The following is a 26,776-nucleotide window of genomic DNA, read 5'->3' as shown; positions in this document are numbered from 1 at the left end:
TTCCGGTGCTTGTCAACCCTCAGCCCCAGGGCGGGCCGCCAAAAAATTTTTTTTGTTTAGGAAATCCTAGAGTTTTACAGCCTGTTTAAAATCCTCCCTAAACCCGTGTGGGGGAACCCCAACCATTAACGCAGAATCATTGCGGATATGGAGTTCAACGTCCCGTTTTTTAGTGGTAAATAATGCCGATTGTGGGAGGTGGCGGGGGGTGAGAAAGTGAATATTTTGGTTAGATGAACCACGCCAGCCTTGGTTATCATTGAGGGAGGCGATATATTGTCCGTCAATGATAACATCAATTAATTCTAGTAGGGGGATGATATCGGCTTTGGTGCGAATTTCGTCCAGGGTAAATCCTGTATAACATATAATCGAAATATCCCGATGGTTTCGCAGGTGTTGAAACAGTTTTGTTAAAGCGATCGCCTGTAGCATAGGTTCGCCGCCAGAAACAGTGATACCGTCTAAATTTGGCTGAGATAAAATCAGATTTCCCAGTTTTTCCGGGTCAATTAATGTCGCTTGAGTTTGGGGTATCCACTCCGGGGAAATGCAGCCGGGACAGTTAAAGCTGCAACCTTGTACCCAGATGACAAAGCGGTTTCCGGGGCCGAGGGTGCGGGTGTGGGGGCAAATTTCAGCAATGTTTAAGAGAGTCATGAGGAAAAGTTAAGGGTGAGTTTTTGGTGTTTTTCGGCGTGGTGTTTTTGGAGGGTCGCCAATTGGCGATCGAGGTCTTCCAGTTGGGTTTTTATTTGTGCTAAAATCGGGTCAATTTCTCTGTGGTTGACCGGGAGATATTGGCAAAGTTGACGATCGCGATCGTAATGGTGGCTGAGGTCGTCCCGAATAGTGACGGCTTGTTTTTGGTATTGGCTACAGTCGGCGATCGCTTTTTTCAGTTCACTTTGTAGGCGGTCAAGTTCCGCTTTTTCTTGTTGCAATTCTGCCAGGGTATCTGATAAAATAGGCTTGAGTTTATCGCGTTCGGTTTGGGTAAGTGTTATCAATTCCGTGGCGATTTCCGCCGTCTCGATTTCCCGTTGATTTTGGCATCCTCGCAGTCTTTGAATTTCCGCTGCTAGGCGGGTTTGCTGTGCCGCCAGTTGGTCCTGTTGCTGTTGGAGGGTTTCCAGTTCTTGATATTGGGGTTGGAGGGTTTGCGATCGCTTTTCGATGTCTTGGCGTAGTTGGTCTAGGTCGGTATTTTGTAGTTCGGTTTCTATATGCTTTAATTGAGTCGCGAGGCTGTTTAATCGTGCCAATTCTGCCGCCGCCTCTTTTAACTTATTTTCCTGACTAAAAAGCTGATTAGCTGCCGCCAACAGTTCCGAAGTTTCTCCAGATATTTCCGCTAATTTGTGGGAGTTATTTTCCAGCTTTTCCGTCAGCTTGGGGGGGATATTTAGGGTGGAAAAATGGGGCTTCCAGGTATCCAGCAGAGAGAGTTGTTGGCTGAGAGTTTGGGAGAGAGCGATCGCCCAAGCGTCCATAGTATCCGGGTCCGAATTAGCCAGGTTTTCCAACACTTCTGGGGGGTAGAGATTTCCCCATAATTCTAGGGCGATTTGCACCAGTTTAAAAGGTAGTTCAATATGATCATAATCCAACACATCCTGATCCGGCAATCTCTGGGCAATTTTAATTAAGGCTGCGATTTGTTCTTCCATAGTCAAGCATTCTCATAACTTGGGCGGTAGGCGAGTCCAGAAACTGATCAATTTTGCCAACCATTACCCCAAAGGGGAGGGAGACTTAAATCTGGCTGGGGTGAGACTCAAACAACCCCGTTGGCGGACGACCATAAAGTTCAGTAATTTTACGGTATTCTATTTCCCCGAAAACCATTATACTACACAATAGGAATTAAAATCAACCATTACTAACAAAATAGGAGCCATCAATGAGTGGTGAAAAACGACGGTATATTCAGGTTGAGGATCAGGAGTTGCGGCGACTGCGGGAACAGGAGTCCAGGCTGCGATCGCTACAACAGGATCTCCCGGAAAGGTTAAACGCCGTTCAACAGCAAGCCCAGCGGGAGTTTCAGCAACGTCTCGCCCCCCTGGAACAGCGAACCCAACGCCAGCAACAAGAAATTAGCGGACTGCGAACCGGAATTAAAGACTTGGAAACCCAGACCAACCTACGACTACAAAATCAGCGGCGGGAATTTCAGCAGAGTATCCGAGAGTCGGAGTATCGTCAACAACAGCAATTACAACAGGAAGTCGGACGGCTAGAGTCTTCTATGCGGGAGGGCTTTACTCAGCAGCGACGGGAATATTTAGGATTGTTAAATAATCAACGCCAGGAGTATCTGAATTTATTTGAACAACAGGACCAAAAATTTAGTCACCTGATAGCTGAGGAGCGACAAGCCAGACAACAAGGACAACAAATCCTTCAGCAACAGATTAATCAAGTAGTTGATAATTTGGAGGCAGAAAGTCAGCGGAAACAACAGTTAGCAGTTGATTATTTTGCCGATGTTGACCAGGTTTGGAAACAGATTGATCGCGATTATCAACACCAACGTTTTGCACCGGGTAAATTAGCCGATTTACGTCGGGATTTAGACCTGGCAAATAGCAATATTCAAGCGGGGGTTTTTGAAGCAGCGATCGCCACCTGTCAGCAAACCTATCTCAAACTAGGAGACCTGCGGCTGGAACTGGAACAAAAACAGCAGGAATGGCTATTTTATTATCAGGCGAGTTTAACTGATTTACGCAGTTTAATTACCGAGGTACAAACTCACCGGGAATGTGAAGTAGAAGTCGGACAGGGAAGTGATGCGGAAACCTTCAAATGTGAGGTTGACTACTGGACAAATGGGCGATTAAGCGAGTATGAAAACCAACTCAATCAGTTAGAATCGCAACTGGTGGAACGGGAAGCCACCCTCACCACGGAACAGATTAAAAATATCGGCGAAAATATTAATCAATTGCAGCCTATTTTAGGGGAAATTCTCGAACAGGCGAGATGCTCGATTTTAAACTCTCAATTGCGGGTAGAAATTGCTGATCGCATTATCGAAACTCTGGCAAATATCGGTTATAGCCTGATTGATGATACCTACGAGGGAGAAGACCAACGCAACGCCTTTGTAGTTAAGGTGAAAAATGTGGCTGGGGATGAGGTCGTCACCGTGATTAGTCCTGAGTCAGAATTTGGGGCTAATTCGGTTTCAATTAATAGTTTTAGTGCAACTTTAATCGACGAACAAGCTACCCGCCAAAATGCAGAAGCGATTTTTAATATCTTGAATGAAGCTGGGGTTCAAGGTGTGGGTGATATAGAATGTAAAGAACAGGCGAACAGTCAATATCAGGATATTGATGCAGTCAAAACGCGAGTCAAAAAGCCATCTGTTCAGTCACCCCAGCCGAAACCTTCTGTTTCTTAACTCTCCATTTCTGACCCCTTCTCTCAAGGGTGGGGAGGGGTTAGAATAGATGTCATAATAATAGTATCAAATTATGGTTGAACGAATTACCGAGCAATTGAATCTCCAAACAGGCGATCGCTTTCTGGTTTTGTACGGAACCAATAGCGGAGATGGCTTTTGTACTGACGATTTATTATTGTCAGATATCGAACAGGTTTTGCATCGCTATTTACTAACCCAAGGATTTAATCGTATCGTGTTCTATTCGGGAGTGAATAAGCTGTATTTTCTCGATTCTCAATCACTCCAAAACGCCAGGGAACAGCCGACAACCTCGCCGCCACCTTCCCCGTCCGAAATGCGACCAAAAAGCGGCGGTCCTTTGGGGAAACGCCGTGGCTTATTGAGACGAGAAACCCCTCCCGAACCGGAACCCCAACCCTCAGCAAATCGCCGTCCTGTGATGTCTGATATTCCATGTATCGGCTATTTTGAACACTTCATGAAAGATACCCGCTATCAAAGTGCGATTATCTTTTCTGACGTGGAGGATTTGCGGATGTTTGAAAACCCGCGAGAACTGTTTGGGCGGATGGTCACTTGGGGAAGACTCCCCCCAACCAACCGCAATTTATGTGTGTTTATTTCCCACCATCATAGTTTACAACAGTTTCAAGATTTTTGCAACCAGACAGGCTTTACTTATTTGGGAAATTGGCTGCAAAACATGAGCGATCGCCAATTTAATTTAGTGCGGGTGTCTACCCCCACCGAACCGGAGTTAGAAAGTCTGTGGGATTATTTTAGACTGGTTCACCAAAAACCGATAAATTGGAGCGATCGCCGCCGTTTAATCTCGGCTATGGCTGCCGAAAATCAACCCCTAAAGACATGGTATCATCGCTTAAATTCTGTGGCGGAATTATCCTTAAAAGTCGCCAAACAAAACCAGTGGTTATCGGGGGATGTCAGCGATATACCCGCCTTAAAACGCTTACATAACTTGGTAGGTTTACAGAATGTTAAAACCGCCATCAACCAAAAAATCCTGTCATTATCCAAAGCTCAACAACGGCAACAACAAGGCATCAATACCGACCCCCCTAGACTGCATTTAGTATTCAAAGGAAACCCCGGAACCGGGAAAACCACCGTGGCGAGATTAATGGGGGAAATTTATCGAGATTTAGGGTTATTGCGGCGGGGTCATGTAGTAGAAATTGGCGGGCGAGATTTGGTGGCGGGATATGTGGGACAAACAGCAATTTTAACTAATGAAACAGTGGATCGGGCTTTAAATGGGGTATTGTTTATTGATGAGGCTTATACCCTCACTGAAGGGGGCGAAAATGACTGGGGAAGGGAGGCGATTGATACCCTGTTAAAACGCATGGAAGATGAACGGGGAAGGCTGGCGGTAATTGTAGCCGGATACCCGGAACTTATGGATAATTTTATCACATCTAACCCAGGTTTACAAAGTCGTTTTGCCACAGAAATTATTTTCGATGATTATCAACCCTCCGAATTATTAACCATTTTCCGTCAACAGGTACAACGGGTTAAAAGTGCGATCGCTCCCGATTTAGAACCGCGTCTGGAGAACTTGTTCACCCAGATTTATGATAACCGAGACCGCAATTTTGGCAACGCCAGAGAGGTGGAAAAGTTATTTAATCAAATAGATGATTGTCACAGCGATCGCGTAATGAAACAGGGTTTAAATCCCCTGACCGAACCCTTAAAAGTGGAGGATTTACCGCCACCCTATCGGGAACTCTCCCAACGGGGAACCGCCGACGCAGAGAACCTAGAAAAACTCCTCGCCGAATTAGAAAACTTGACCGGGTTAGACTCCGTTAAACAGGATATCAAACAATTAATTAACACCCAAGCCGCCAATCAAAAATTAGCCAGTTTAGGGATGTTAGCCAGTAATGAAATCGAAACCCGTCATTTATTATTTACTGGAAATCCCGGCACCGGAAAAACCACCGTCGCTCGTTTAATTGGCAAAATTTATCGAGCCTTGGGACTGTTAAAAAAGGGTCAATTTGTGGAAGCAGACCGCACCAAATTAGTCGGACAATATGTCGGACATACCGCCGAAAAAACCGCCCAGGTGATTGAATCCGCCGTGGATGGGGTATTATTTATTGATGAAGCCTACTCCTTGTCTCGTGGGGGAGATAGCCGAGATTTTGGACAGGAGGCGATCGATACTTTGGTTCCCATGATGGAAAATTATCGCGATCGCCTGGTGGTAATTTTAGCGGGATATTCGCGGGAAATGGCAGAGTTTCTCGACAGCAACTCCGGCTTAAAATCTCGCATTGCCAAAAAAATCTATTTTCCCGATTATAACGGTGCCGAAATGCACAGTATTTTTCTGGGAATGTGTCGGAAAAGCCGGCTAATTTGTCCCGATGATGTATCCACGCGGGTCAGGTCAATTATGGATTTTGCCTATCAAAATAGGGATGCAAATTTTGGCAATGGTCGCGATGTCCGCAATTTTTATGAACGGATGGTCAACAACTTAAAAAATCGCATCGTCCGGGACGACTTAAACGGGGAGGATATGATCACATTTACCTGTGAGGATATCTCCAGTTGGGAGTAGCGTTAATGAAATGTCAACACCATTGACCTACGAAGGAGTAGGGTGCGTTAATGAAATGTAACGCACCGTTGACCATTACAATGTTAATGAAATGTCAACACCGTTTATGCTCTCAATTGGCTGGCTACGAAGGAGGAATATTATATGATAATAACATCATCCCCAAAATTGACATTTGCTGATTTTTTAGAACAGTATCCCGACGGTTCAGGGAGGTATGAATTAGTTAATGGAGAATTGGTGAAAGTGGAACCAACCCGCGCCCATAAAAATATCGCTCGGTTTTTGGTTCGTCGTTTTGACCGGGAAAGTGAACGGCTGAATTTAGACTATATTATCGATAAAGATATCATCGTCAAAACCGTGACCCAGGAGGGGGAAGAAAGGGGGCGAAATCCTGATGTGGCGGTAGTGAAAGCTGAGGTTTGGAATCGCAACGTGCGGACTTATGGAGCCTTGACCGAACCCATTGAATTAGCCGTGGAGGTAGTTTCCACCAACTGGGAGGATGATTATATTGACAAGCGGGAGGAGTATCAGCGGTTGGGAATTGCAGAATATTGGATTGTGGATTATTTAGCGATCGCATCTCGTGCATTTTTAGGCAATCCCAAGCAGCCGCAGATTTTGGTTTATCGGTTGGTTGAAGGCGAGTATCAACTCCGGTCATTTTCCCGGAGCGATCGCATTTTTTCCCCCACTTTCCCAGAGTTGGAATTAACCGTCGATGAAGTATTGACAGCGAGTGGCATTCGTGAGTTATAATATAGAAAATCATATCATACCCGCCCCGCATTAGATTCTTCCAAGAACCCCAAAATAATGCGGTTTTCAGGAATGCCTTTTTCAATCAAATCTTGAGTAATTCCCGCTTCCATCCCATCATATTCAATCACAACTTTTCCTTCACGCAAAACAATATAGATGAGATTTCCTCGGACTCGTCTACCTCGATCCCAACCCACTTGCATCAGTGCATAATGTTCTTGTTGATCATCAAATACCGTATCCAATCGAATCTCGCCATGAGATGGACGCAGTTGTGCATATTCACAGATAACTTGTTTGACAATTTCGCGATCGTGAGTTATGGTATCCATTGTTTAACCTCCGCTTTTGTCACATCAACTACTAAGAGATTTAAAGGCAGTTTCTTAATCACCAGTTTACCAATTGTTTCACTGAAGATTGTCTCATATATGAGATCCGTAACACCCAGATAAATATGCCGTTCCGGATCTACTTCATTCAGTAATAGCCTATATAAACTATACTGTCCGATCGCTTGTTCTAAATCGGCGATCGCCGATAGTCCTCTAAATTCTTTGATTTCAATGGCAATACGGGTGCGATCGCGTCTGGCACCAATAATAGATCCTTTTGGCTGGGTCGGAAAATGCGATCGCCTCACACCCAGATCTACAAATAAAAATCGCTCACCGTAGGAAATAACATAAGGATCATCTGTAATTTCCCAACCATCTTTGATTATAGCTTGTTTGATAATATTATGAGTTGTATCTCTTCGAGGCATAATACCCTAATAGCTTGATGAACAGTCAAGCCAGTTAATTTTCAGTTTGAGTTGCTGTCAATTATTATAGCACCAATCCAGTCTTTCCCGGAGCGATCGCATTTTTTCACCCACTTTCCCAGAGTTGGAATTAACGGTCGATGAAGTATTGACAGCGAGTGGCATTCGCGAGTTATAATAGATCGAATAATGCCACCCACTATAGCTATACTTGTGATGAGTGTCACCATTCCACGGTTTCTACGTCTTATCGGGGTTGAGAATCATGGCGAAATGTCCCGTTTGTGAAACCGAATATACACCAAATGAGGTGGAAACCTGTTCCGTGTGTGGTTATGACCTGACACCCTATCCCCCTGTGATTGGTGGGATACCGTCCGGGTTTTTGGAGAAGGAGAAAAAACGCATTGCCGCCGCCAAGCGGGTTTGGCAATTGTCTCAGTCTCAGGTAGAGTCCGCACAGTTGATGGTCTCTCACCTGCAATCTCAGTTAGATGAGACCACCCGAAAAATTGACGGTTTTACCACTACTCAATCACGGCTAGAATCTCAGATAGAAGCGATCGCATCTCAATCCCAATCCCAGAATGAAGCGATCGCATCTCAATCCCAATCACGGCTAGAATCGCAGATAGAAGCGATCGCATCTCAACTCCAATCCCAATCGTCACAGATAGAAGCGATCGCATCTCAACTCCAATCCCAGAATGAAGCGATCGCATCTCAATCCCAATCACGGCTAGAATCGCAGATAGAAGCGATCGCATCTCAACTCCAATCCCAATCGTCACAGATAGAAGCGATCGCATCTCAACTCCAATCCCAGAATGAAGCGATCGCATCTCAACTCGAGTCGATAACTGAAGCCGTGGCAGATACTCCCATCGTGTCTTATTCTGGTTTTGATTATAGCCAACTCAACAGATTATTGAAATCAGGCCAGTGGAAAGCTGCCGACGAAAAAACGGCTAAGATGATGTGTAGGGTGGCGGGAAAAACCCACGATGGATATTTAAACTATGATGATATCAAAAACTTTCCCTGCGAGGATTTGCGAATCATCGATGGTCTTTGGGTTAAACACAGCAGGGGACGCTTCGGGTTTAGTGTCCAGAAGCAAATTTACATCAATTGTGGAGGTAAGCCTGATGGAAGCTATCCAAAAGGTGATGATATATTAGAGCGGTATGCTGACCAGGTGGGATGGCGAGTTGGAAGGTCTTGGATTTTGAAGTCAGATTGCACGTTTGCGGCGATTGCTCCCTGTGGCCATCTTCCTTTTTGGCCTTGGTTATACGAGTGGTATCAGGTAGGCCATTCATTGAAGTCTGTAGGAGTGCATTTGTTCTCTCGCGCACAGACTTGTCTACTGTAGCATATAAACACTTCAGGCAGTCCCTAGTGGTGCTTTAATGAAATGTAACGCACCGTTGACCATTCAAATGTTAATGAAATGTCAACACCACTCCTACTCTCCACTGGCGGTGGGTTACGCTACGCTAACCAACCCTACGAAGTCTTACTTCCCCACTGGTGGTAGAAACTGGGTTTCTAGTTCCTCTCGGTGGGTTATAGTAGCATAAAGCCGGGTTTCTCTGCACCCGGTTTCTACGTCTTATCGGGGTTGAGAATTATGGCGAAATGTCCTGTTTGTGAAACGGAATATACACCAAATGAGGTGGAAACCTGTTCCGTGTGTGGTTATGACCTGACACCCTATCCCCCTGTGATTGGTGGGATACCGTCGGGGTTTTTGGAGAAGGAGAAAAAACGCATTGCGGCAGCCAAGCGGGTTTGGCAATTGTCTCAGTCTCAGGTAGAGTCCGCACAGTTGATGGTCTCTCACCTGCAATCTCAGTTAGATGAGACCACCCGGAAAATTGACGGTTTTACCACTACTCAATCACGGCTAGAATCACAGATAGAAGCGATCGCATCTCAATCGCTATCACGGCTAGAATCTCAGGTCAAAGCGATCGCATCTCAATCCCAATCGCTATCACGGCTAGAATCTCAGGTCAAAGCGATCGCATCTCAATCCCAATCGCTATCACGCCTAGAATCGCAGATAGAAGCGATCACATCTCAACTCCAATGCCAATCGTCACAGGTCAAAGCGATCGCATCTCAATCCCAATCGCTATCACGCCTAGAATCACAGGTCAAAGCGATCGCATCTCAATCCCAATCGCTATCACGCCTAGAATCGCAGGTCAAAGCGATCGCATCTCAATCCCAATCGCTATCACGCCTAGAATCGCAGGTCAAAGCGATCGCATCTCAATCCCAATCGCTATCACGCCTAGAATCGCAGATAGAAGCGATCGCATCTCAATCCCAATCGCTATCACGCCTAGAATCGCAGGTAGAAGCGATCGCATCTCAATCCCAATCGCTATCATGGCTAGAATCTCAGGTCAAAGCGATCGCATCTCAATCCCAATCACGGCTAGAATCGCAGATAGAAGCGATCGCATCTCAATCCCAATCGCTATCATGGCTAGAATCTCAGGTCAAAGCGATCGCATCTCAACTCCAATGCCAATCGTCACAGATAGAAGCGATCGCATCTCAATCCCAATCACGGCTAGAATCGCAGATAGAAGCGATCGCATCTCAATCCCAATCACGGCTAGAATCACAGATAGAAGCGATCGCATCTCAATCCCAATCACGGCTAGAATCGCAGATAGAAGCGATCGCATCTCAATCCCAATCACGGCTAGAATCGCAGATAGAAGCGATCGCATCTCAACTCCAGTCGATAACTGAAGCCGTGGCAGATACTACCATCGTGTCTTCTTCTGGTTTTTTGTATACCGAACTCGACAGATTATTGAAATCAGGCAACTGGAAAGCTGCCGACGAAGAAACGGCTAAGATGATGTTAGCGGTGGCGGGAAAAACCTCTAGGAGATATTTAGACGACGATGATATCAAAAACTTTCCCGGCGAGGATTTGCGAATCATCGATGGTCTTTGGGTCAAACACAGCAGGGGACGCTTTGGGTTTAGTGTCCAGAAGCAAATTTACATCAATTGTGGAGGATTGCCTGTAGGACACTATCCAGGTGATACAGCGTGGTGTCAGTTTTGTGACGAGGTGGCATGGCGATATAATGGGGATTACGTGGTCTGGTCTGATTGCACGTTTTCCACGACTGCTCCCCGCGGTCATCTCCCAAGTTATACCGGGCACTATAGTACTTTTACATCTCTTCTCTCGCGCACAGACTTGTTAACCTTTAACATATAAGCACTTCTAAGCACTTCAGGCAGTTGTCAAGTTCTTGTTTTCGGCAACTTTTTCACAGAAACATCGGCACCTCCCCCTATTCTATGCCTGGCACTCCACTCAAAGCGGTAGCCATTGGCTTTGACAAACTTTTAGGCCACTTCTGTAACCTCTGTACTTTCGCGTTTCCGGAATATTCCCAGGAAGTTTCATCTGTCCGGGAGATGTCTTTTTCCCACTGAGTGAAGAAACCCGGTTTCTATCAGGGTTATAGGTAAATACCGAAATATGTCCGTCGTAACCGAGTTTCTCAGTTCCTCTCGGTGGGTTATCATAGCATAAAGCCGGGTTTCCCTACACCCGGTTGTCGTGATTTATCAGGGTTGGGAATGATGACGAAATGTCCTGTTTGTGAAACCGAATATACAGAAAATGAGGTCGAAACCTGTTCCGTGTGTGGTTATGACCTGACCCCCTATCCCCCTATTGACGAGATACCGTCCGAGTTGTGGGAGAAGGAGAAAAAACGCATTGCCGTCGCCAAGCGGGTTTGGAAATCGTCTCAGTCTCAGGTAAAGTCCGCACAGTTGATGGTCTCTCACCTGCAGTCTTATTTATATGAGACGACCCGGAACATTTACGGTTTTACCCAATCCCAATCTCAACTTCCATCCCAGAGTCAAGCGATCGCATCTCAACTTCCATCCCAGAGTCAAGCGATCGCATCTCAATCCCAATTGCTATCACGCCTAGAATCCCAGGTAGAAGCGATCGCATTTCAACTCCCATCCCAGACTCAAGCGATCGCATCTCAATCCCAATTGCTATCACGCCTAGAATCCCAGGTAGAAGCGATCGCATTTCAACTCCCATCCCAGACTCAAGCGATCGCATCTCAATCCCAATTGCTATCACGCCTAGAATCCCAGAGTCAAGCGATCACATCTCAACTCCCATCCCAGAGTCAAGCGATCGCATCTCAACTCCCATCCCAGAGTCAAGCGATCGCATCTCAACTCCCATCCCAGAGTCAAGCGATCGCATCTCAACTCCCATCCCAGAGTCAAGCGATCGCATCTCAACTCCCATCCCAGAGTCAAGCGATCGCATCTCAACTCGACGAGTCGATAACTGAAGCCGTGGCAGACATTACTCCCATCGTGTCTTCATCCTCTGGTTTTGATTATAGCCAACTCGACAGATTATTGAAATCAGGCCAGTGGGAAGCAGCCGACGAAGAAACGACTAAGATGATGTGTAGGGTGGCGGGAAAAACCTCTAGGAGATATTTAGACGACGATGATATCAAAAACTTTCCCGGCGAGGATTTGCGAATCATCGATGGTCTTTGGGTCAAACACAGCAGGGGACGCTTCGGGTTTAGTGTCCAGAAGCAAATTTACATCAATTGTGGAGGATTGCCTGATGGACGCTATCCAGGTGATACAATATGGGAGCGCTATTGCGGGGAGGTGGGATGGCGAGTGAATGGGTCGTATATATCATGGTCTGATTGCACGTTTTCGGCGGCTGCTCCCCTGGGCCATCTTCCCGCCCGTTTTGTTGGGGTTGGTTGGTGGTTGGGTTTTGGTGTGGGACTGGTAAGGCGTAGGTTAGCACTCTTCTCTCGCGCAGAGACTTGCAGACTGTAGCATATAAGCACTTCAGGTGAAGAAACCCGGTTTCTATCAGGGTTATGGGTAAATCCGAAAGATGTCCGTTTCTACCCGGTTTCTAGTTCCTCTCGGTGGGTTATCATAGCATAAAGCCGGGTTTCCCTGCACCCGGTTGTCGTGATGTATCGGGTTGGGAATGATGGAGAAATGTCCCGTTTGTGAAACGGAATATACACCAAATGAGGTGGAAACCTGTTCGGTGTGTGGTTATGACCTGACACCCTATCCCCCTGTGATTGATGGGATACCGTCCGGGTTTTTGGAGAAGGAGAAAAAACGCATTGCGGCAGCCAAGCGGGTTTGGCAATTGTCTCAGTCTCAGGTAGAGTCCGCACAGTTGATGGTCTCTCACCTGCAATCTCAGTTAGATGAGACCACCCGGAAAATTGACGGTTTTACCACTACTCAATCACTGCTAGAATCACAGATAGAAGCGATCGCATCTCAACTAGAATCCCAGAGAAAAGCGATCGCATCTCAACTAGAATCCCAGAGAAAAGCGATCGCATCTCAACTCCAATCCCAATCGTCACAGATAGAAGCGATCGCATCTCAACTCGAGTCGATAACTGAAGCCGTGGCAGACATTACTCCCATCGTGTCTTCTTCTGGTTTTGACTATACCGAACTCGACAGATTATTGAAATCAGGTGAGTGGAAAGCAGCCGACCAAGAAACGACTAAGATGATGTGGAGGGTGGCGGGAAAAACCAGGGGATATTTATACAACGATGATATCAAAAACTTTCCCTGCGAGGATTTGCGAATCATCGATGGTCTTTGGGTCAAACACAGCAACGGACGCTTCGGGTTTAGTGTCCAGAAGCAAATTTACATCAATTGTGGAGGATTGCCTGATGGAAGCTATCCAGGTGATACAATATGGGAGCGCTATTGCGGGGAGGTGGGATGGCGAGTGAATGGGTCGTATATATCATGGTCTGATTGCACGTTTTCGGCGGCAGCTCCCCTGGGCCATCTTCCCGGAATGGCGATGGATGAGTATTGGGGGGTTTTTTTGGAAAGTGGGGTTGCACTCTTCTGTCGCGCACAGACTTGTAAACTGTAGCATATAACCACTTCAGGCAGTCCCTAGTGGTGCTTTAATCAAATGTAACGCACCGTTGACCATTACAATGTTAATGAAATGTCAACACCACTCCTACTCTCAATTGGCGGTGGGTTACGCACTCAACCCACCCTACGAAGGAGTAGGGTGCGTTAATGAAATGTAACGCACCGTTGACCATTCAAATGTTAATGAAATGTCAACACCGTTCATGCTCTCAATTGGCTGGCGGTGGGTTACGCTACCCTAACCCACCCTACAAAAGAGTAGGGTGCGTTAATGAAATGTAACGCACCGTTGACCATTACAATGTTAATGAAATGTCAACACCACTCCTACTCTCCATTGGCGGTGGGTTACGCACTCAACCCACCCTACGAAAAAGTAGGGTGCGTTAATGAAATGTAACGCACCGTTGACCATTACAATGTTAATGAAATGTCAACACCGTTCATGCTCTCAATTGGCTGGCTGGCGGTGGGTTACGCACTCAACCCACCCTACGAAGAAGTAGGGTGCGTTAATGAAATGTAACGCACCGTTGACCATTCAAATGTTAATGAAATGTCAACACCACTCCTACTCTCCATTGGCGGTGGGTTACGCACTCAACCCACCCTACGAAGAAGTAGGGTGCGTTAATGAAATGTAACGCACCGTTGACCATTCAAATGTTAATGAAATGTCAACACCACTCCTACTCTCCATTGGCGGTGGGTTACGCACTCAACCCACCCTACGAAGAAGTAGGGTGCGTTAATGAAATGTAACGCACCGTTGACCATTCAAATGTTAATGAAATGTCAACACCACTCCTACTCTCCATTGGCGGTGGGTTACGCACTCAACCCACCCTACGAAGGAGTAGGGTGCGTTAATGAAATGTAACGCACCGTTGACCATTCAAATGTTAATGAAATGTCAACACCGTTCATGCTCTCAATTGGCTGGCGGTGGGTTACGCACTCAACCCACCCTACGAAGAAGTAGGGTGCGTTAATGAAATGTAACGCACCGTTGACCATTACAATGTTAATGAAAGTGCGAGACGTTTAGGAGTGAAATAAGGCTGCAATGCCTGAAATAACCTCCTAGAGGGAGATAAACTGTCAACCAGTTTACCCCTTAACTGTATATATGTCCCAACGCTTAGGAAGGTGTGATTCTAAGCAAGGTAGGGAACTCATGGTCAATCCCATTTTAAGAAATCGCAATACACCGTCCAAGTATTACCTAGGAGGAGTATTATAACTTACTTGGAGCGATTATGGGAAAGAGTAACGGCGATAGCCACCCCAAGTTTCAGAAATCACAAATCTGGGATTTAAGCGGGGAACGGAAGGCGTGAGGGAAAACCTATTCCCAAAATCCGACCACTGCCAACCATCCATGATTAGGGAAACCGAATGTCTGGCCTGAACCATCGTCAACATTAAGTAGCGAAATAGGTTGACACGCTGCGCTCAAAAGAGCAAGGGGAAAAGTAGGAGTTTCTTCACACTACCTACACAGACCTTTAATTTTACCCCGGTGGAAAGGACAAATCTAAAGATGGAATACCCATATATACGGAACGTTTAAACCCCTATTGGGCTCTCTGCGAGTACATCTCGTAAAGTAGTGAAAAGTGTAAGCGAATGCCCATAAGGGGAAAGGATGTGACTGAAAGCCAATGCCTAACTGTAATGGTTGGGATATGCCCACTAGTCACGGTGTGGATATAGAGACTGCAATAAATAGGAGTATAGTGGCGAAAACGAGTTTAAAGACTACGTGTGGCATAAAGCTCCTAAAGTTGAAGTCATAAAGCGAGGGGTCGTAACCTTGTTCCTACTGACAATAGGGTATCCACATCAGGAGCCGTGTGATGTGAAAATATCAAGCACGGTTTTGAATTGGAGTTAGGGAAGGTGACTTCCCTTTCGACCATAACTGTCAACACCGTTCATGCTCTCAATTGGCTGGCGGTGGGTTACGCACTCAACCCACCCTACGAAGAAGTAGGGTGCGTTAATGAAATGTAACGCACCGTTGACCATTCAAATGTTAATGAAATGTCAACACCACTCCTACTCTCCATTGGCGGTGGGTTACGCACTCAACCCACCCTACGAAGGAGTAGGGTGCGTTAATGAAATGTAACGCACCATTGACCATTACAATGTTAATGAAATGTCAACACCACTCCTACTCTCAATTGGCGGTGGGTTACGCTACCCTAACCCACCCTACGAAGGAGTAGGGTGCGTTAATGAAATGTCAACACCGTTGACCATTACAATGTTAATGAAATGTCAACACCGTTCATCATTACCATGTCAGGAGTAGAGCGATCGCATTTTTTCCCCCACTTTCCCAGAGTTGGAATTAACCGTCGATGAAGTATTGACAGCGAGTGGCATTCGCGAGTTATAATAGATTGAATAGTGCCACCCACTATAGCTATACTTGTGATGAGTGTCACCATTCCACGGTTTCTACGTCTTATCGGGGTTGAGAATCATGGCGAAATGTCCCGTTTGTGAAACGGAATATACACCAAATGAGGTGGAAACCTGTTCCGTGTGTGGTTATGACCTGACACCCTATCCCCCTGTGATTGGTGGGATACCCTCCGGGTTTTTGGAGAAGGAGAAAAAACGCATTGCCGCCGCCAAGCGGGTTTGGCAATTGTCTCAGTCTCAGGTAGAATAGGCACAGTTGATGGTCTCTCACCTGTAGTCTTACGGAGATAAAATGACTCAGCCAATTGACGGTTTTACCACTACTCGATCACGCCTAGAATCGCAGATAGAAGCGATCGCATCTCAACTTCAATCCCAATCGTTACAGATAGAAGCGATCGCATCTCAATCCCAATCACGGCTAGAATCGCAGATAGAAGCGATCACATCTCACCTCAAATCCCAGAGAAAAGCGATCGCATCTCAACCTAAGCAGATTTCAAAACCAGTGCCAGATACTCGCATCCTGTCTTCTTCTGGTTTTGATTATAGCCAACTCAACAGATTATTGAAATCAGGCCAGTGGAAAGCTGCCGACGAAGAAACGGCTAAGATGATGTTAGCGGTGGCGGGACAAACCGGGAGATATTTAGACGACGATGATATCAAAAACTTTCCCTGCGAGGATTTGCGAATCATCGATGGTCTTTGGGTCAAACACAGCAACGGACGCTTCGGGTTTAGTGTCCAGAAGCAAATTTACATCAATTGTGGAGGTAAGCCTGATGGAAGCTATCCAGGTGATACAATATGGAAGCGGTATTGTGACGAGGTGGGATGGCGAGTGAATGGGTCGTATCTATCATTAATCACGTTTTCGGCGGCGGCTCCCCGGGGCCATCTACCCTTCGGTTGGCGTAAGGTGAGGGTTATGGGCGGTTCAGCTTCTCTCGCGCACAGACTTGTAACTTGTAGCATATAACCACTTCAGGCAGTTGTCAAGTTCTTGTTTTCGGCAACTTTTTCACAGAAACATCGGCTTTTTCCTTATGGGGTGGCTTTGACCAACTTTTGGGCGACTTCTGCAACCTGATAACTTTCTATATCCGGGATATTCCCAGGAAGTTTCATCTGTCGGGGAGATGTATTTTTCCCACTGAGTGAAGAAACCCCGTTTCTATCAGGGTTATGGGTAAATACGGAAAGATGTCGGTAGTAACTGGGTTTCTGAAGCCGATCGCATCTATAATATGAATAGCCCTGCATCCACAGTCAAAAACCCGCGATGGCATCATATAAAATCGGTCTCGACTTCGGCACCACCAACTCCACTATATCCTACCTGGAAAACGGCGAACCCGTCGCCTTTAAATATGGCGGACAACAATCAATTCCCTCCTTCATCGCCTACGAAGACGACGGCTATATCGACATCGGAAAAGCCGCTAGACAAGCAGCAGCCAACGACCCGCAACTAGAAAGTTACGGTAACTTTAAAATGGACTTGCCGCTAACGGAAAACTTTGCCAATAATTACTCATCCCAACATACCCCCATCACCGTTACCACCGACTACCTGCGACAACTCCTCCTCTCCCCAGAAAATATAGCATTAGTCAAGGTGGTTAGGACGCAGCTTTGAGAACGGAATCCATGGCATCATGGAGAGAATCAAACTGCTCAATGCAGTGGCGAATACGGGCTTTCAGCCACGACCAACATTTCTCTATCTTGTTGAGGTCTGGCGAATAAGGTGGTAGATAGAGTAAACGGCATTGAGCTGCCTCCACCAGTTCAGCAATCCGTCCCCCTTTATGAAACGTTGCATTGTCCAATACTAGAGTCTGACCTGGCTTCAATGTTGGAATTAAGATGAACTCCAACCACAACTCAAACACTGTCCGATTACAACAACCCTCAAAGCTAAAGGGAGCTAAGAGTTGTTGATGACACCATGCGGCTATCATACTTACCCTGCCCTGCCTCTTCCCTGATTTGAGTGCATGGAAGCGTTTTCCTTCCTCGCAGTAACCATAAGGGTAATCCGAGTCCTGACTATTCATGCCGGCTTCATCGAGGTAGACCACTTCTTCCGGCTCCATCTGTTCAATCTGAGCCATAAACTCCTCTCGCTGTTGCTCATCACGTTCTTGGTAGCCGTAAGTTTTTTTTTCTGGTGAAGCCAATTTTCTTCAAGGCTCTGGATATGGTGCGAGGAGAGATGTCGTCATCCCAAAGTTCAGCCATTTGAGCTGCTGTTTTGTCGCCATGCTCTTGGGCAAAAGCCTTGAATTTTTCCCAGTCGGTAATTTTGTGGTTATTGCCAGGTCGGTGATGAGGTTTAGGGAGGAAGTCTCCGGTCTGTGCTTTTCTTTGCAGCCAGAGATTAATGGTGTTCCTGCTGACATGGAAAACTTGACTGGCTTCTGTTTTGGGCATACCGTCTAGTTCAATGGCATCAATAACTTTTTGTCTGAGGTCGTAACTATAGGGGGCTGGCATTTTTGGTCTTCTTAGTCATCTCGTCCTCTCCATTATACGTCCTAAGTGTTCTGTCTTGTGCTATACCTACAGCTTCCGCCGCCAACAGGGGGAAATCGAGGGTTTGGTGGTGTCGGTGCCGGAAATTTGGCAGCGAGATATCTACAACCGGGGACGGGAAAACCTGCAAACTTTAATTGCCCAGAATTTGGGACTAGAAAAAAAACTGATTCAACTGGTGAGTGAACCGGTGGCAGCCGCCGCCTATTACGCCTGGGAAACCCAACGCCGACACCAACGGGAAAATCAGGAACCTTTCCAAGGTAATTTGCTGGTTTGCGATATGGGTGGGGGAACTTTTGATGTCAGTTTGTGCCGCGTTTATGGAGACAAAAAGGTTGAGGTTTTGTACTTCGACGGAGAAGGCGATCGCGGTTTAGACTCAGCGGGGGTAGCCTTCGATCGCCGTTGTGTTATCCAAGCCTACCAACAAAAAAACGGCACAGAACCCGACCTCCACAGCCAGGAATTTATGCACCTCCTACAGACCTTTGAAACGGTCAAAATCGAGGGGCATGACCGATACACCAGAAAACTCAAAAACTACTGCAAAAGCCCTTCAGACTTCGCAGAAGCCATGCTCTATAGCTTTTCTAGTGGCTATACCATCACCAACGGGCAAGTTTACCAAGCCTTCCAGCCGATCGCGGAGGGAATTTGCCGAGTATTAGAACGGGTAAATCAGTGGATGGCTGAACATCAGCAAGAATGCGATCGCATTTTTTTAGTGGGGGGATTTTGTCAGTTTTACCTAGTGCAAAAAACCATCCTAGATGCCCTAAAAATAACGGAGACAGACCCCCGAGTTGATAATGATTTTAACCTGATTCAGAGTGCCTTTGCCATTTCCTACGGTGCTTGTTTAATCGCCAATGGTTTAGTCCAACCCAGCGAAACCTACATCCACACTATCGGTATTGTGGTGGATATAATCACGGCTTCTATGGAAGTAGAAAAAACATTTATTCCCATCATTGAAGGAGGCACAAATTTAGACGACCTCGCCTCGGTATGCTTGGCGAATATCCCCCCTCTGGAAGCATTCCACGACACCCCAGAGGTGATATTAGGGGTGATTCCCCAATCCAAGGGACCAATTTTTAAAAAGGTTTTACCGGATACGGTCAAACTCCCAATCAGCGCCACCTCAGAAAAATGGCGGGTGGGAATGCGGGTGAACCGTTCCCAAGTAGCTTATTTGGCGATCGTCTCCGTGGGGGGAAAGCGAAAAGTTGAATATGAACTGGGAAATATCATCGCGCAAATGTTCCCAGGTTTTGTCATGCGTCAGGACGAATTTATCAACTGATTACCGAGGAAATATGGCGGTTTTTTGAGGCTACCAAAAAACTCTGCCACCAGGGGAGGAAATACCCCCCTAGGGTTTAAGTGCTATTCAACCGGCGATTAATGGGATTTTATTCAACTTCACTGACCCGCAACTGATAACGACCACGTCCAGTAGCATCATAGGAGTTGACAATCACCCGATAGGTTCCCGTTTCCGGTAAGGTAATAATGATGCGTGAATTGGTGTTAGTTTCATCAATATCATCATTTTCTTCCAGCAGTTCATCTTGGGGATTAAACAATGCTAAATAGGTGTCAAAATCAGAACTTTCCAGGAGAATCTTAACCCTTTTCCCAGCCTCCCCAAAGAAAGTATGTTGATGGAATAAACTACCATCAGTGGGCAAAACTGGATCGCCATCTCTCAGTTCCCCCTCTTCCAACAAAATAATTTCTCCCACGACAGGTTCTGTATCTTGCTGGGGTAAAGACTCCGACTCCGGGAGGGGGATATCAACGGCATCAGGTTCCATACCTTGAGCCAAAGAAGACTCTGAGGGAGCCAAAGAAGACTCTGAGGCGATCGCAGAAGAAAAAGGCAGTAGAATCGAAATGGGCAGAAGTGCGAATAGACTGGTGGCTGTAGCCGCGAAAAATTTAATAGGCATAAAAGACCTCAAACAACAAATTAGATTGACCAACCACCAACAGAAACAGTTTCCTCAGCATCAAACCTTATATAGAAACTTCACGAACTGTCAGGAGGTACTGACCACGACCCGTACTATCAAAAGCGTTAACCACGACTCGATAAGGACCAGTAGCAGGGAGAGTCACGGTCAGGCGGGAATTAGTATCGGCATCACTGATATCATCATTTTCACCAACCAGGCGACCATTAGGACCAAACAGCGCCAAATAAGTATCAAAATCAGAACTGGTTAGATCAATTCTCACCGATTGACCGGCCTCTCCATCAAAACTATACTCACGGTAAAGACTACCATCAGAAGGAAGTACAGAAGCGCTGTTAGGGTCTAACATTCCCGATTGACGCAAAATGACATCATCAGAAGAAGAGGGTAACTCGGAACGGCGATCGCCTGCAACCCGCAACCTTAATCGATAGTTTCCGGTTTCTCCAGCCTGGTAGGAGTTAGCCAGCAGGGTATAAGTGCCAGTGGCAGGTAATGTCACCTCAATGCGGGCATTGGTATTATCGCCCCCATCATCATCCTGAGCCAATTCATTGCCATCAATATCGAGTAGAATCAAATAGGAGTCGAAATCATCACTCATCATGTCGATGATTACCCGCTGACCTCGCTGCCCATCAAAAGTATAAAGATTGTAAAAACTGTTATCAACGGGTAGAACATTAGCACCTTCTGCTAGAACTCCCCTAACCTCCTGACCGTCTAATGATAAGTGTTTGGCATCCTGATTGTTAAACATAATCGGACGCTGTTGCTGGGCGGTGCGGGGGGCGCGTCCTTCTTTGGCGGCTTGCAAAAATGGGGGTACATTGTCTACGGAAATGGCAAAACCAATGCCAATATTGCCACCTCCACGACCTCTAGTAAAAATGGCGGTATTCACGCCAATTAATTCCCCTTGACTATTCAGCAGGGGTCCGCCAGAGTTACCTGGGTTGATAGCAGCATCAGTCTGAATTAAATTCCGTTCCTGGTCAATGCGGCTGACAATGCCGACGGTAAAGGTATTTTGGAATTGACCGAAGGGATTACCAATGGCAAAGGCCCTTTGTCCTACTCTGACGGAACCGGGTCTAGCAATGGGAATGGTCGGCAAATTTCTAGCATTGCGAATCCTCAGCAAAGCCAAATCTAGCCCATTCTCGCCATAAGCAACTACATCGGCAACCATTTTACGACCATCGGCAAGTGTTACCTCTACCTGACCGCCTTGGGAGACAACATGGGCGTTGGTAAGCACCATACCATCTGCGCTGATAATTGCACCGCTACCATTAGCTTTATCTGTGTTGATGGAAACTACAGCAGGACTGGCTGTTTCATAAACCCGGATATTCGTTTGTTCCTCGATATCGGAAGCGATGAGAATAGGAGAGGACTCTGGTTCGGTGATGGGGGAAATGGCACTAGCTGGGGCTATATTCAGACCTAGGCTGGTGCTAAGAGTTAAAAATCCAGATGTTATAATATTTAAGAATATATGCTGGTTCATCATGACTGTTTCCCTGATCAGGTATTTGGCTGTCAACTAGGGTGGGGGTTATGCTATTGATTGGATTTTTCTGGGGGAACAAAATTTAGAGCGATCGCTACTTGGGGGAAAATTACCACTACCTTCTAGTTTGACATACTCTACCCAAAACCCGGAAACTCTACCGGGAGTTTAGGGTATATTTAGGGCTTGACCGTATCGGTTATACACGACAATATCCCACTGCCCATTGAGACTAGACTCGAAAGCAATTACACTGGCATCAGCGTTAATGGTGGGATGGCGTACTTGAGCGTTGAGGCTGTCGGTCAGGTTTCTGAGTTGGCGGGTGTTTCGGTTATATAAATAAATATCTGATTGTCCGCCACGGGTAGAATTGAAAACAATATAATTCCCGTCGCTGGAAATGGCGGGTTCTGAGGCGATCGCATCTATGGAATTTAAGCCGGGTAGATCGATAAATTCGGCTTGTTGGCGATCATAAAGATAGATGTCTTGACGACCTTGGCGATCGGATGCGAAAACTAGATAATCAGAAGATATCTGGGGGTTCATCTCAGAACTGGGAGAGTTGATGCTGTTTCCGCTAGGGTCGGGGGGTAAATTTAACAGTCGGGGATAGCCACCACAACCGCTAACCATTCCCAAACAAATTACTAATAATCCGATTATAAATAGACGTTGGTAATATGGGTTGATCATGATTCAGACAAAGAGGTTTCTGTGTCGAGTTCAATATTCGGACCGCGATCGATAATTTCAATATCCCACTGACCTCGCCTAGATCCCTCAAAGCTGATATAACGACCATTAGGGCTGATGTGAGGATGTCTGACAGCACCTCGATATCCACGGGTGAGCATTTCTAATCGGTAGGTAAGGCGATCGTATAAGTATATATCAGCACGGCCTGAGTCATTGGCGCTATAAACTATATAACGCCCGGTATAACTTAGACTGGGGCTTTCCATTACTGTTAGCGATCGCCTCAATTCTAGCAAGGTTTTATAGCTACGTCGCCGCAGGTCATACAGGAACAATTGATTTTGACCTTCTCGGTTAGACACAAATGCCAAAAACCGACCGTTTCCACTTAATGCGGGTTGCTCATCGGTGGCTATGCTATTGATAGCACCATCAACCATAGAAGAATTGATGGCTACTGAACTACAGCCCACCATGAGCGCCTGAAACAGCAATAAAACCGCCAGGACGAATTTCGCCCTACCAGTCCCCTGACTCCGCCGCCAGGGAAATATTTTTCCCCACAGTCGGCTTTTAGAGTATTGGAAAATCCTAGTATTCCCCAGAGCGGTTGTAATCATCATCTGAGTAGTCTACTGGACGATACTCTACATAGTCGGTGGTCGCCACATCCCTCCGGTCTGGTCGATTGGCGGCTCTGGAAGACCGAGAAGACCGACTTCTGGGGGGTGATGGTTCATCTGTATCTGAGTAGGAGTATCCCACACTCTCAGCGCCGCTGCGGTCTACTGATGCAGGTCTACTGCTGCGAGTCCGACTCGGGCGACTATCGGTTTCTAGGTCAGATTCCCAGCCGTCTGATCTGGGTCTGCTGCTACGGTCGGGCGCAGTTCTGGGGCGCGATTTGCTACGTTCTACGGAACTATTGACGGCGCTACTACTGCGACGACTACTTGGGCGACGACGCTCCGATTCTGTATCATACATATCGGATTTGGAGGGGCGAGAATCTCGGCTTCCGCGAATTTGACGAGCCATGGGGGCGTACTCTTCGACGGGTTCGATTTCATCTAGTTCTGCATCTACCCGATAAACATCACTTACATAGCGATCGTCATCGACAAAAGATGCTCGTTCCTTAGCCTTAGTTGTCGCGACTCCCCGTAGTTTAATACTTTCGACTGCAAAGAAAATAGCAGTCCCAGTTAACATAAACTGACCAAAAGCCAGAATCGGGTCAAGTCTCCATCCCTGAAACAGAAGAATCCCGCCACAGAGTAAACCAACTGCAGCGAAGAAAATATCATGATCACGAGCTAACTTCGGCTTCCACGAACGGAGAAAATATAGCGCGGCACCAGCCACGGCTAGGACAATCCCTAGTAGGCTGCTCCAGTTCAATCCTAAATTGACCATTATCTAAATCTCCAGCGTCAGTCCTATCTTAACTCAAACGACGAAAATCGCTCAGGCGAGAGCCAATAATTAAAAAAACCCCTGTAATGGGGGTTGACAAAATACATTAAGTGTGATAAGGGTTCACAGCAAATAAAGCAGGATAAACAGAATAATCCAGATGACATCAACAAAGTGCCAATATAGTTCTGCGGCTTCGGGGCCAAAGTGGGACTCTTTGGTGTAGTGTCCATCTTTGGCGGAACGTACCAACACGCCACTAATGAGGAGAACGCCGAAAGTTACGTGCAAACCGTGAAAGGCAGTTAACACATAAAAGCAACTGGCGTAAAGGTTAGTTGTTAACCCAAACTCTAAGTTACTGTATTCATAAACCTGACCAGCCAAAAAGATAGCGCCCATGATAGCAGTGGCGGCGAACCAGACCCGTAAACCGGCTTGGTCATCGTTTTTAATGGCTTTGTTGCCGCGATTCATGACAAAGCTACTAGAAATCAGAATCAGGGTATTAATTCCGGGTAACAGTAGTTCCCGTTCAATGCCTTCTGGGGGCCACTGTGCGGACATGGCGCGATAAATTAAATAAGCAGAAAACATCCCTAGAAAGATCATGCTTTCTGCGACTAGGAAAACGACGACCCCTAGAATACGATGATCTGGGTGTTCCTCATGGTGCTGCCCTGAAGAAGCGATCGCCTCTGTAGCTAAGTTGGTAGTAGTTTGGGACTTGTCAACTGATGTAAATTGCATGAAATTCTAATCCAAGTTGTGTAATACAAACTGCTAATCACGGCCGAACTTGAGAGGAAGTCCGACCGCTTAAATTAGGAATTTCTAGGGATGATTGTCAGAATCAGAATCCTGGATATCTCCTAGTAATGATGAAGACTGCGCCTCGGAAACGGGAACCCCGATTTCTTTATTGCGGGGGGGTACACCACTAGCCATTTCTTTGAGACGCGCACGAATTGACAAGGTTTTCTTCATACCATAGTCGTAGGGTCCAGTTCTCAATACTGGGGTGGTGTGGAAATTCTCAATGGGGGGAGGAGAAGAGGTCATCCATTCCAGGGTTAAAGCATCCCAGGGGTTTCCGGGTGCTTTGGGACCTTTTAGCCAACTCCAAACGGCATTGATGATAAAGGGAAAAGTAGAAACCGCCAGAATGTAAGTACCAATGGTACAAACCACATTGAGTTCTGTAAATCGGGGGTCATACATGGCAACCCGACGGGGCATTCCTTGCAGTCCCAAAATGTGCATGGGCATAAAGGTCATGTTAGCGCCAATTAAGGTCAGCACAAAGTGAACAATACCCCAATTTTCATTCATCATGCGCCCGGTCATTTTGGGGAACCAGTGGTAAATTCCGGCAAAAATACCAAATACTGCGCCGCCAAATAAGACATAGTGAAAGTGGGCCACGATAAAGTAGGTGTCGTGGACGTGGATATCAAAGGGTACGGAAGCGACCATGATTCCTGTTACGCCACCAATGACAAAGGTAGCAATAAAACCCATGGCGAACAACATGGCGCTATTGAGGCGGAGTTTGCCTCCCCAAATGGTGGCCAGCCAACCAAAGACTTTAATTCCGGTGGGAACGGCGATGATCATGGTGGTGATCATAAAGAACATCCGCAGCCAACCGGGAGTCCCGCTGGTGAACATATGGTGCGCCCAGACAATTAAGCCGAGGAAACTAATGGCGAGACTAGAATAGGCGATCGCCTGATAACCAAAAATCGGCTTACGCGCATGAACGGGGAGAATATCGGAGATCAGCCCAAAAAAGGGCAGAATCATGATGTAAACCGCCGGGTGTGAGTAAAACCAAAATAAGTGCTGGTAAACTACTGGGTCGCCGCCTCCGGTGGGGTTAAAGAAATTGGTTCCCGCCAATAGGTCAAAGGAGAGCAAAATCAAGGCGGCGGCGAGGACGGGGGTGGAGAGTAAAATCAGGGCGGAAGCTGCTATCATTGCCCAACACATAAGGGGCATATCATTTAGCCCCATGGTGGGTATACGCATTTTAAAGATGGTGACGGAGAAGTTGACGGCTCCTAAAATTGATGAGGTTCCCAATAGCAAAATACTGAGAATCCAAATTTCTTCGCCGACTTTACCTGTCACTAAACTGAGGGGAGGATAGGAGGTCCAACCCGCTTGGGGCGCTTCGATGAGGAAACTGGCTAATAATAGCAGTCCGCCGGGGGGAATTAGCCAGAAGGCGACGGCGTTAAGTTTCGGAAAAGCCATATCCCTGGCTCCAATCATCAGCGGAATTAGATAATTGGCAAATCCTGCCCCCGCCGGGACGATCCACAGGAAGATCATGATCGTTCCGTGGACGGTGAATAGACTGTTATACATTTCTGGATCGACCAGATCCGGGTCGGGGGTGGCTAGTTCGGTGCGGACTATACCAGCCATAAACCCGCCAATTAGATAAAAGATAAAGGAGGTGACCAGATATTGAATCCCGATCACTTTATGGTCGGTGCTGAAGCCGAAAAAGTCCAGAGGGCGACGTTCTCCCTCTTGGTTACTCATGGCTGAGTCGCCTGTGATGTTTATTTGTGCTTGAGCCATATATCAAACAGTGAAAGGGTTAACCTGAGTTGGGGCTATGTGTTCAGGA

General features: G+C 46.6%; 22 protein-coding genes and 1 pseudogene. 10 read left to right on the top strand and 13 right to left on the bottom strand.

Translation table 11 applies throughout. From position 1 onward, the window contains the following. Positions 1-66: 66 nt before the first annotated feature. Positions 67-660, bottom strand: a complete 594-nt coding sequence (locus XZ46_RS16120; RefSeq protein ID WP_008053658.1) for a 4Fe-4S single cluster domain-containing protein — start codon at positions 658-660, stop codon at positions 67-69. Further along, complete coding sequence (locus XZ46_RS16115) at positions 657-1,670, bottom strand: coiled-coil domain-containing protein (protein ID WP_008053657.1); 1,014 nt, start codon at positions 1,668-1,670, stop codon at positions 657-659. Before XZ46_RS16115 ends, XZ46_RS16120 begins: the two co-directional genes overlap by 4 nt. A 233-nt stretch (positions 1,671-1,903) precedes the next feature. Between XZ46_RS16115 and XZ46_RS16110 the strand changes: the two genes are divergently transcribed. From XZ46_RS16110 to XZ46_RS16100, 3 genes are all read left to right on the top strand, one after another. After that, complete coding sequence (locus tag XZ46_RS16110; protein WP_008053656.1) at positions 1,904-3,412, top strand: hypothetical protein; 1,509 nt, start codon at positions 1,904-1,906, stop codon at positions 3,410-3,412. Between the two features lie 73 nt (positions 3,413-3,485). Then, a complete protein-coding gene (locus XZ46_RS16105) occupies positions 3,486-6,017 on the top strand; it encodes an AAA family ATPase (protein WP_048895132.1) in 2,532 nt (843 codons plus the stop codon). Between the two features lie 144 nt (positions 6,018-6,161). Beyond that, the gene (locus XZ46_RS16100; RefSeq protein WP_008053754.1) at positions 6,162-6,782 is read left to right on the top strand and encodes a Uma2 family endonuclease; all 621 of its coding nucleotides are present in this window, start codon (positions 6,162-6,164) and stop codon (positions 6,780-6,782) included. Positions 6,783-6,796: 14 nt separating this feature from the next. On the opposite strand, the gene XZ46_RS16095 is transcribed toward XZ46_RS16100, so the two are convergent. Together XZ46_RS16095 and XZ46_RS16090 are read right to left on the bottom strand one after the other, a co-directional pair. Then, complete coding sequence (locus XZ46_RS16095; RefSeq protein ID WP_008053753.1) at positions 6,797-7,117, bottom strand: XisI protein; 321 nt, start codon at positions 7,115-7,117, stop codon at positions 6,797-6,799. Next, complete coding sequence (locus tag XZ46_RS16090; protein ID WP_008053751.1) at positions 7,105-7,551, bottom strand: XisH family protein; 447 nt, start codon at positions 7,549-7,551, stop codon at positions 7,105-7,107. Before XZ46_RS16090 ends, XZ46_RS16095 begins: the two co-directional genes overlap by 13 nt. 265 nt (positions 7,552-7,816) lie before the next feature. Here XZ46_RS16090 and XZ46_RS16085 point away from each other — a divergent pair, with 265 nt between their 5' ends. From XZ46_RS16085 to XZ46_RS16065, 5 genes and pseudogenes are all read left to right on the top strand, one after another. After that, on the top strand, positions 7,817-8,926 hold the full coding sequence (locus XZ46_RS16085; RefSeq protein ID WP_008053749.1) for a GUN4 domain-containing protein: 1,110 nt from the start codon (positions 7,817-7,819) through the stop codon (positions 8,924-8,926). Positions 8,927-9,184: 258 nt separating this feature from the next. Beyond that, positions 9,185-10,807, top strand: a complete 1,623-nt coding sequence (locus XZ46_RS16080; RefSeq protein WP_008052956.1) for a GUN4 domain-containing protein — start codon at positions 9,185-9,187, stop codon at positions 10,805-10,807. A 368-nt stretch (positions 10,808-11,175) separates the two neighbouring features. Beyond that, positions 11,176-12,438 carry a GUN4 domain-containing protein gene (locus XZ46_RS16075; protein ID WP_048895131.1) on the top strand — a complete coding sequence of 421 codons (1,263 nt, stop codon included), beginning with the start codon at positions 11,176-11,178 and terminating at the stop codon, positions 12,436-12,438. Positions 12,439-12,601: 163 nt separating this feature from the next. Further along, positions 12,602-13,531, top strand: coding sequence for a GUN4 domain-containing protein (locus tag XZ46_RS16070; protein ID WP_008052953.1), 930 nt, complete (start codon positions 12,602-12,604; stop codon positions 13,529-13,531). 2,502 nt (positions 13,532-16,033) lie between these two features. Next, positions 16,034-16,950, top strand: a pseudogene (locus tag XZ46_RS16065) (GUN4 domain-containing protein). 72 nt (positions 16,951-17,022) lie between these two features. On the opposite strand, the gene XZ46_RS29785 reads toward XZ46_RS16065, so the two are convergent. Beyond that, positions 17,023-17,241 carry a hypothetical protein gene (locus tag XZ46_RS29785; RefSeq protein WP_071829354.1) on the bottom strand — a complete coding sequence of 73 codons (219 nt, stop codon included), beginning with the start codon at positions 17,239-17,241 and terminating at the stop codon, positions 17,023-17,025. Between the two features lie 19 nt (positions 17,242-17,260). Between XZ46_RS29785 and XZ46_RS16060 the strand changes: the two genes are divergently transcribed. Then, positions 17,261-17,617, top strand: a complete 357-nt coding sequence (locus XZ46_RS16060) for an Hsp70 family protein (RefSeq protein WP_048895129.1) — start codon at positions 17,261-17,263, stop codon at positions 17,615-17,617. Here the strand turns inward: XZ46_RS16060 and XZ46_RS32715 are convergent. Continuing rightward, positions 17,601-18,477 (bottom strand): IS630-like element ISAtsp1 family transposase gene (locus XZ46_RS32715; protein WP_048895136.1). Its coding sequence is split into 2 segments (ribosomal slippage): positions 17,601-18,146 and positions 18,148-18,477, totalling 876 coding nucleotides; the frame shifts between segments, so codons are not numbered across the junction. The two genes, XZ46_RS16060 and XZ46_RS32715, sit on opposite strands and share 17 nt — an antisense overlap. Before the next feature lie 55 nt (positions 18,478-18,532). Here XZ46_RS32715 and XZ46_RS16045 point away from each other — a divergent pair. Then, positions 18,533-19,825: an Hsp70 family protein gene (locus tag XZ46_RS16045; protein WP_008052264.1), complete on the top strand. Its 1,293-nt coding sequence runs from the start codon at positions 18,533-18,535 to the stop codon at positions 19,823-19,825. 109 nt (positions 19,826-19,934) lie between these two features. Here the strand turns inward: XZ46_RS16045 and XZ46_RS16040 are convergent, their stop codons facing one another. From XZ46_RS16040 to ctaD, 7 genes are all read right to left on the bottom strand, one after another. Beyond that, entirely contained in the window at positions 19,935-20,474 is a 540-nt protein-coding gene (locus XZ46_RS16040) for a PPC domain-containing protein (protein ID WP_048895128.1), read from the bottom strand. A gap of 67 nt (positions 20,475-20,541) precedes the next feature. After that, positions 20,542-22,017 carry a trypsin-like peptidase domain-containing protein gene (locus XZ46_RS16035; protein ID WP_434475085.1) on the bottom strand — a complete coding sequence of 492 codons (1,476 nt, stop codon included), beginning with the start codon at positions 22,015-22,017 and terminating at the stop codon, positions 20,542-20,544. 168 nt (positions 22,018-22,185) lie between these two features. Continuing rightward, entirely contained in the window at positions 22,186-22,716 is a 531-nt protein-coding gene (locus tag XZ46_RS16030) for a TolB family protein (RefSeq protein WP_008052260.1), read from the bottom strand. After that, positions 22,713-23,342, bottom strand: coding sequence for a TolB family protein (locus XZ46_RS16025; RefSeq protein ID WP_006668204.1), 630 nt, complete (start codon positions 23,340-23,342; stop codon positions 22,713-22,715). The genes XZ46_RS16030 and XZ46_RS16025 overlap by 4 nt, the downstream gene beginning before the upstream one ends. Further along, a complete protein-coding gene (locus XZ46_RS16020; protein ID WP_008052258.1) occupies positions 23,311-24,135 on the bottom strand; it encodes a Ycf66 family protein in 825 nt (274 codons plus the stop codon). Before XZ46_RS16020 ends, XZ46_RS16025 begins: the two co-directional genes overlap by 32 nt. A 123-nt stretch (positions 24,136-24,258) precedes the next feature. Further along, positions 24,259-24,885 carry a cytochrome c oxidase subunit 3 gene (locus XZ46_RS16015; protein ID WP_008052257.1) on the bottom strand — a complete coding sequence of 209 codons (627 nt, stop codon included), beginning with the start codon at positions 24,883-24,885 and terminating at the stop codon, positions 24,259-24,261. 84 nt (positions 24,886-24,969) lie between these two features. Then, on the bottom strand, positions 24,970-26,727 hold the full coding sequence (gene ctaD, locus XZ46_RS16010; RefSeq protein ID WP_008052256.1) for a cytochrome c oxidase subunit I: 1,758 nt from the start codon (positions 26,725-26,727) through the stop codon (positions 24,970-24,972). Between the last annotated feature and the right edge of the window lie 49 nt (positions 26,728-26,776).

This window comes from Limnospira indica PCC 8005, from assembly GCF_000973065.1.
Taxonomy (GTDB): Bacteria; Cyanobacteriota; Cyanobacteriia; order Cyanobacteriales; family Microcoleaceae; genus Limnospira; species Limnospira fusiformis.
Note: the sequence above shows the minus strand (reverse complement) of the source record. Positions and strands in the feature narration are given on the sequence as shown.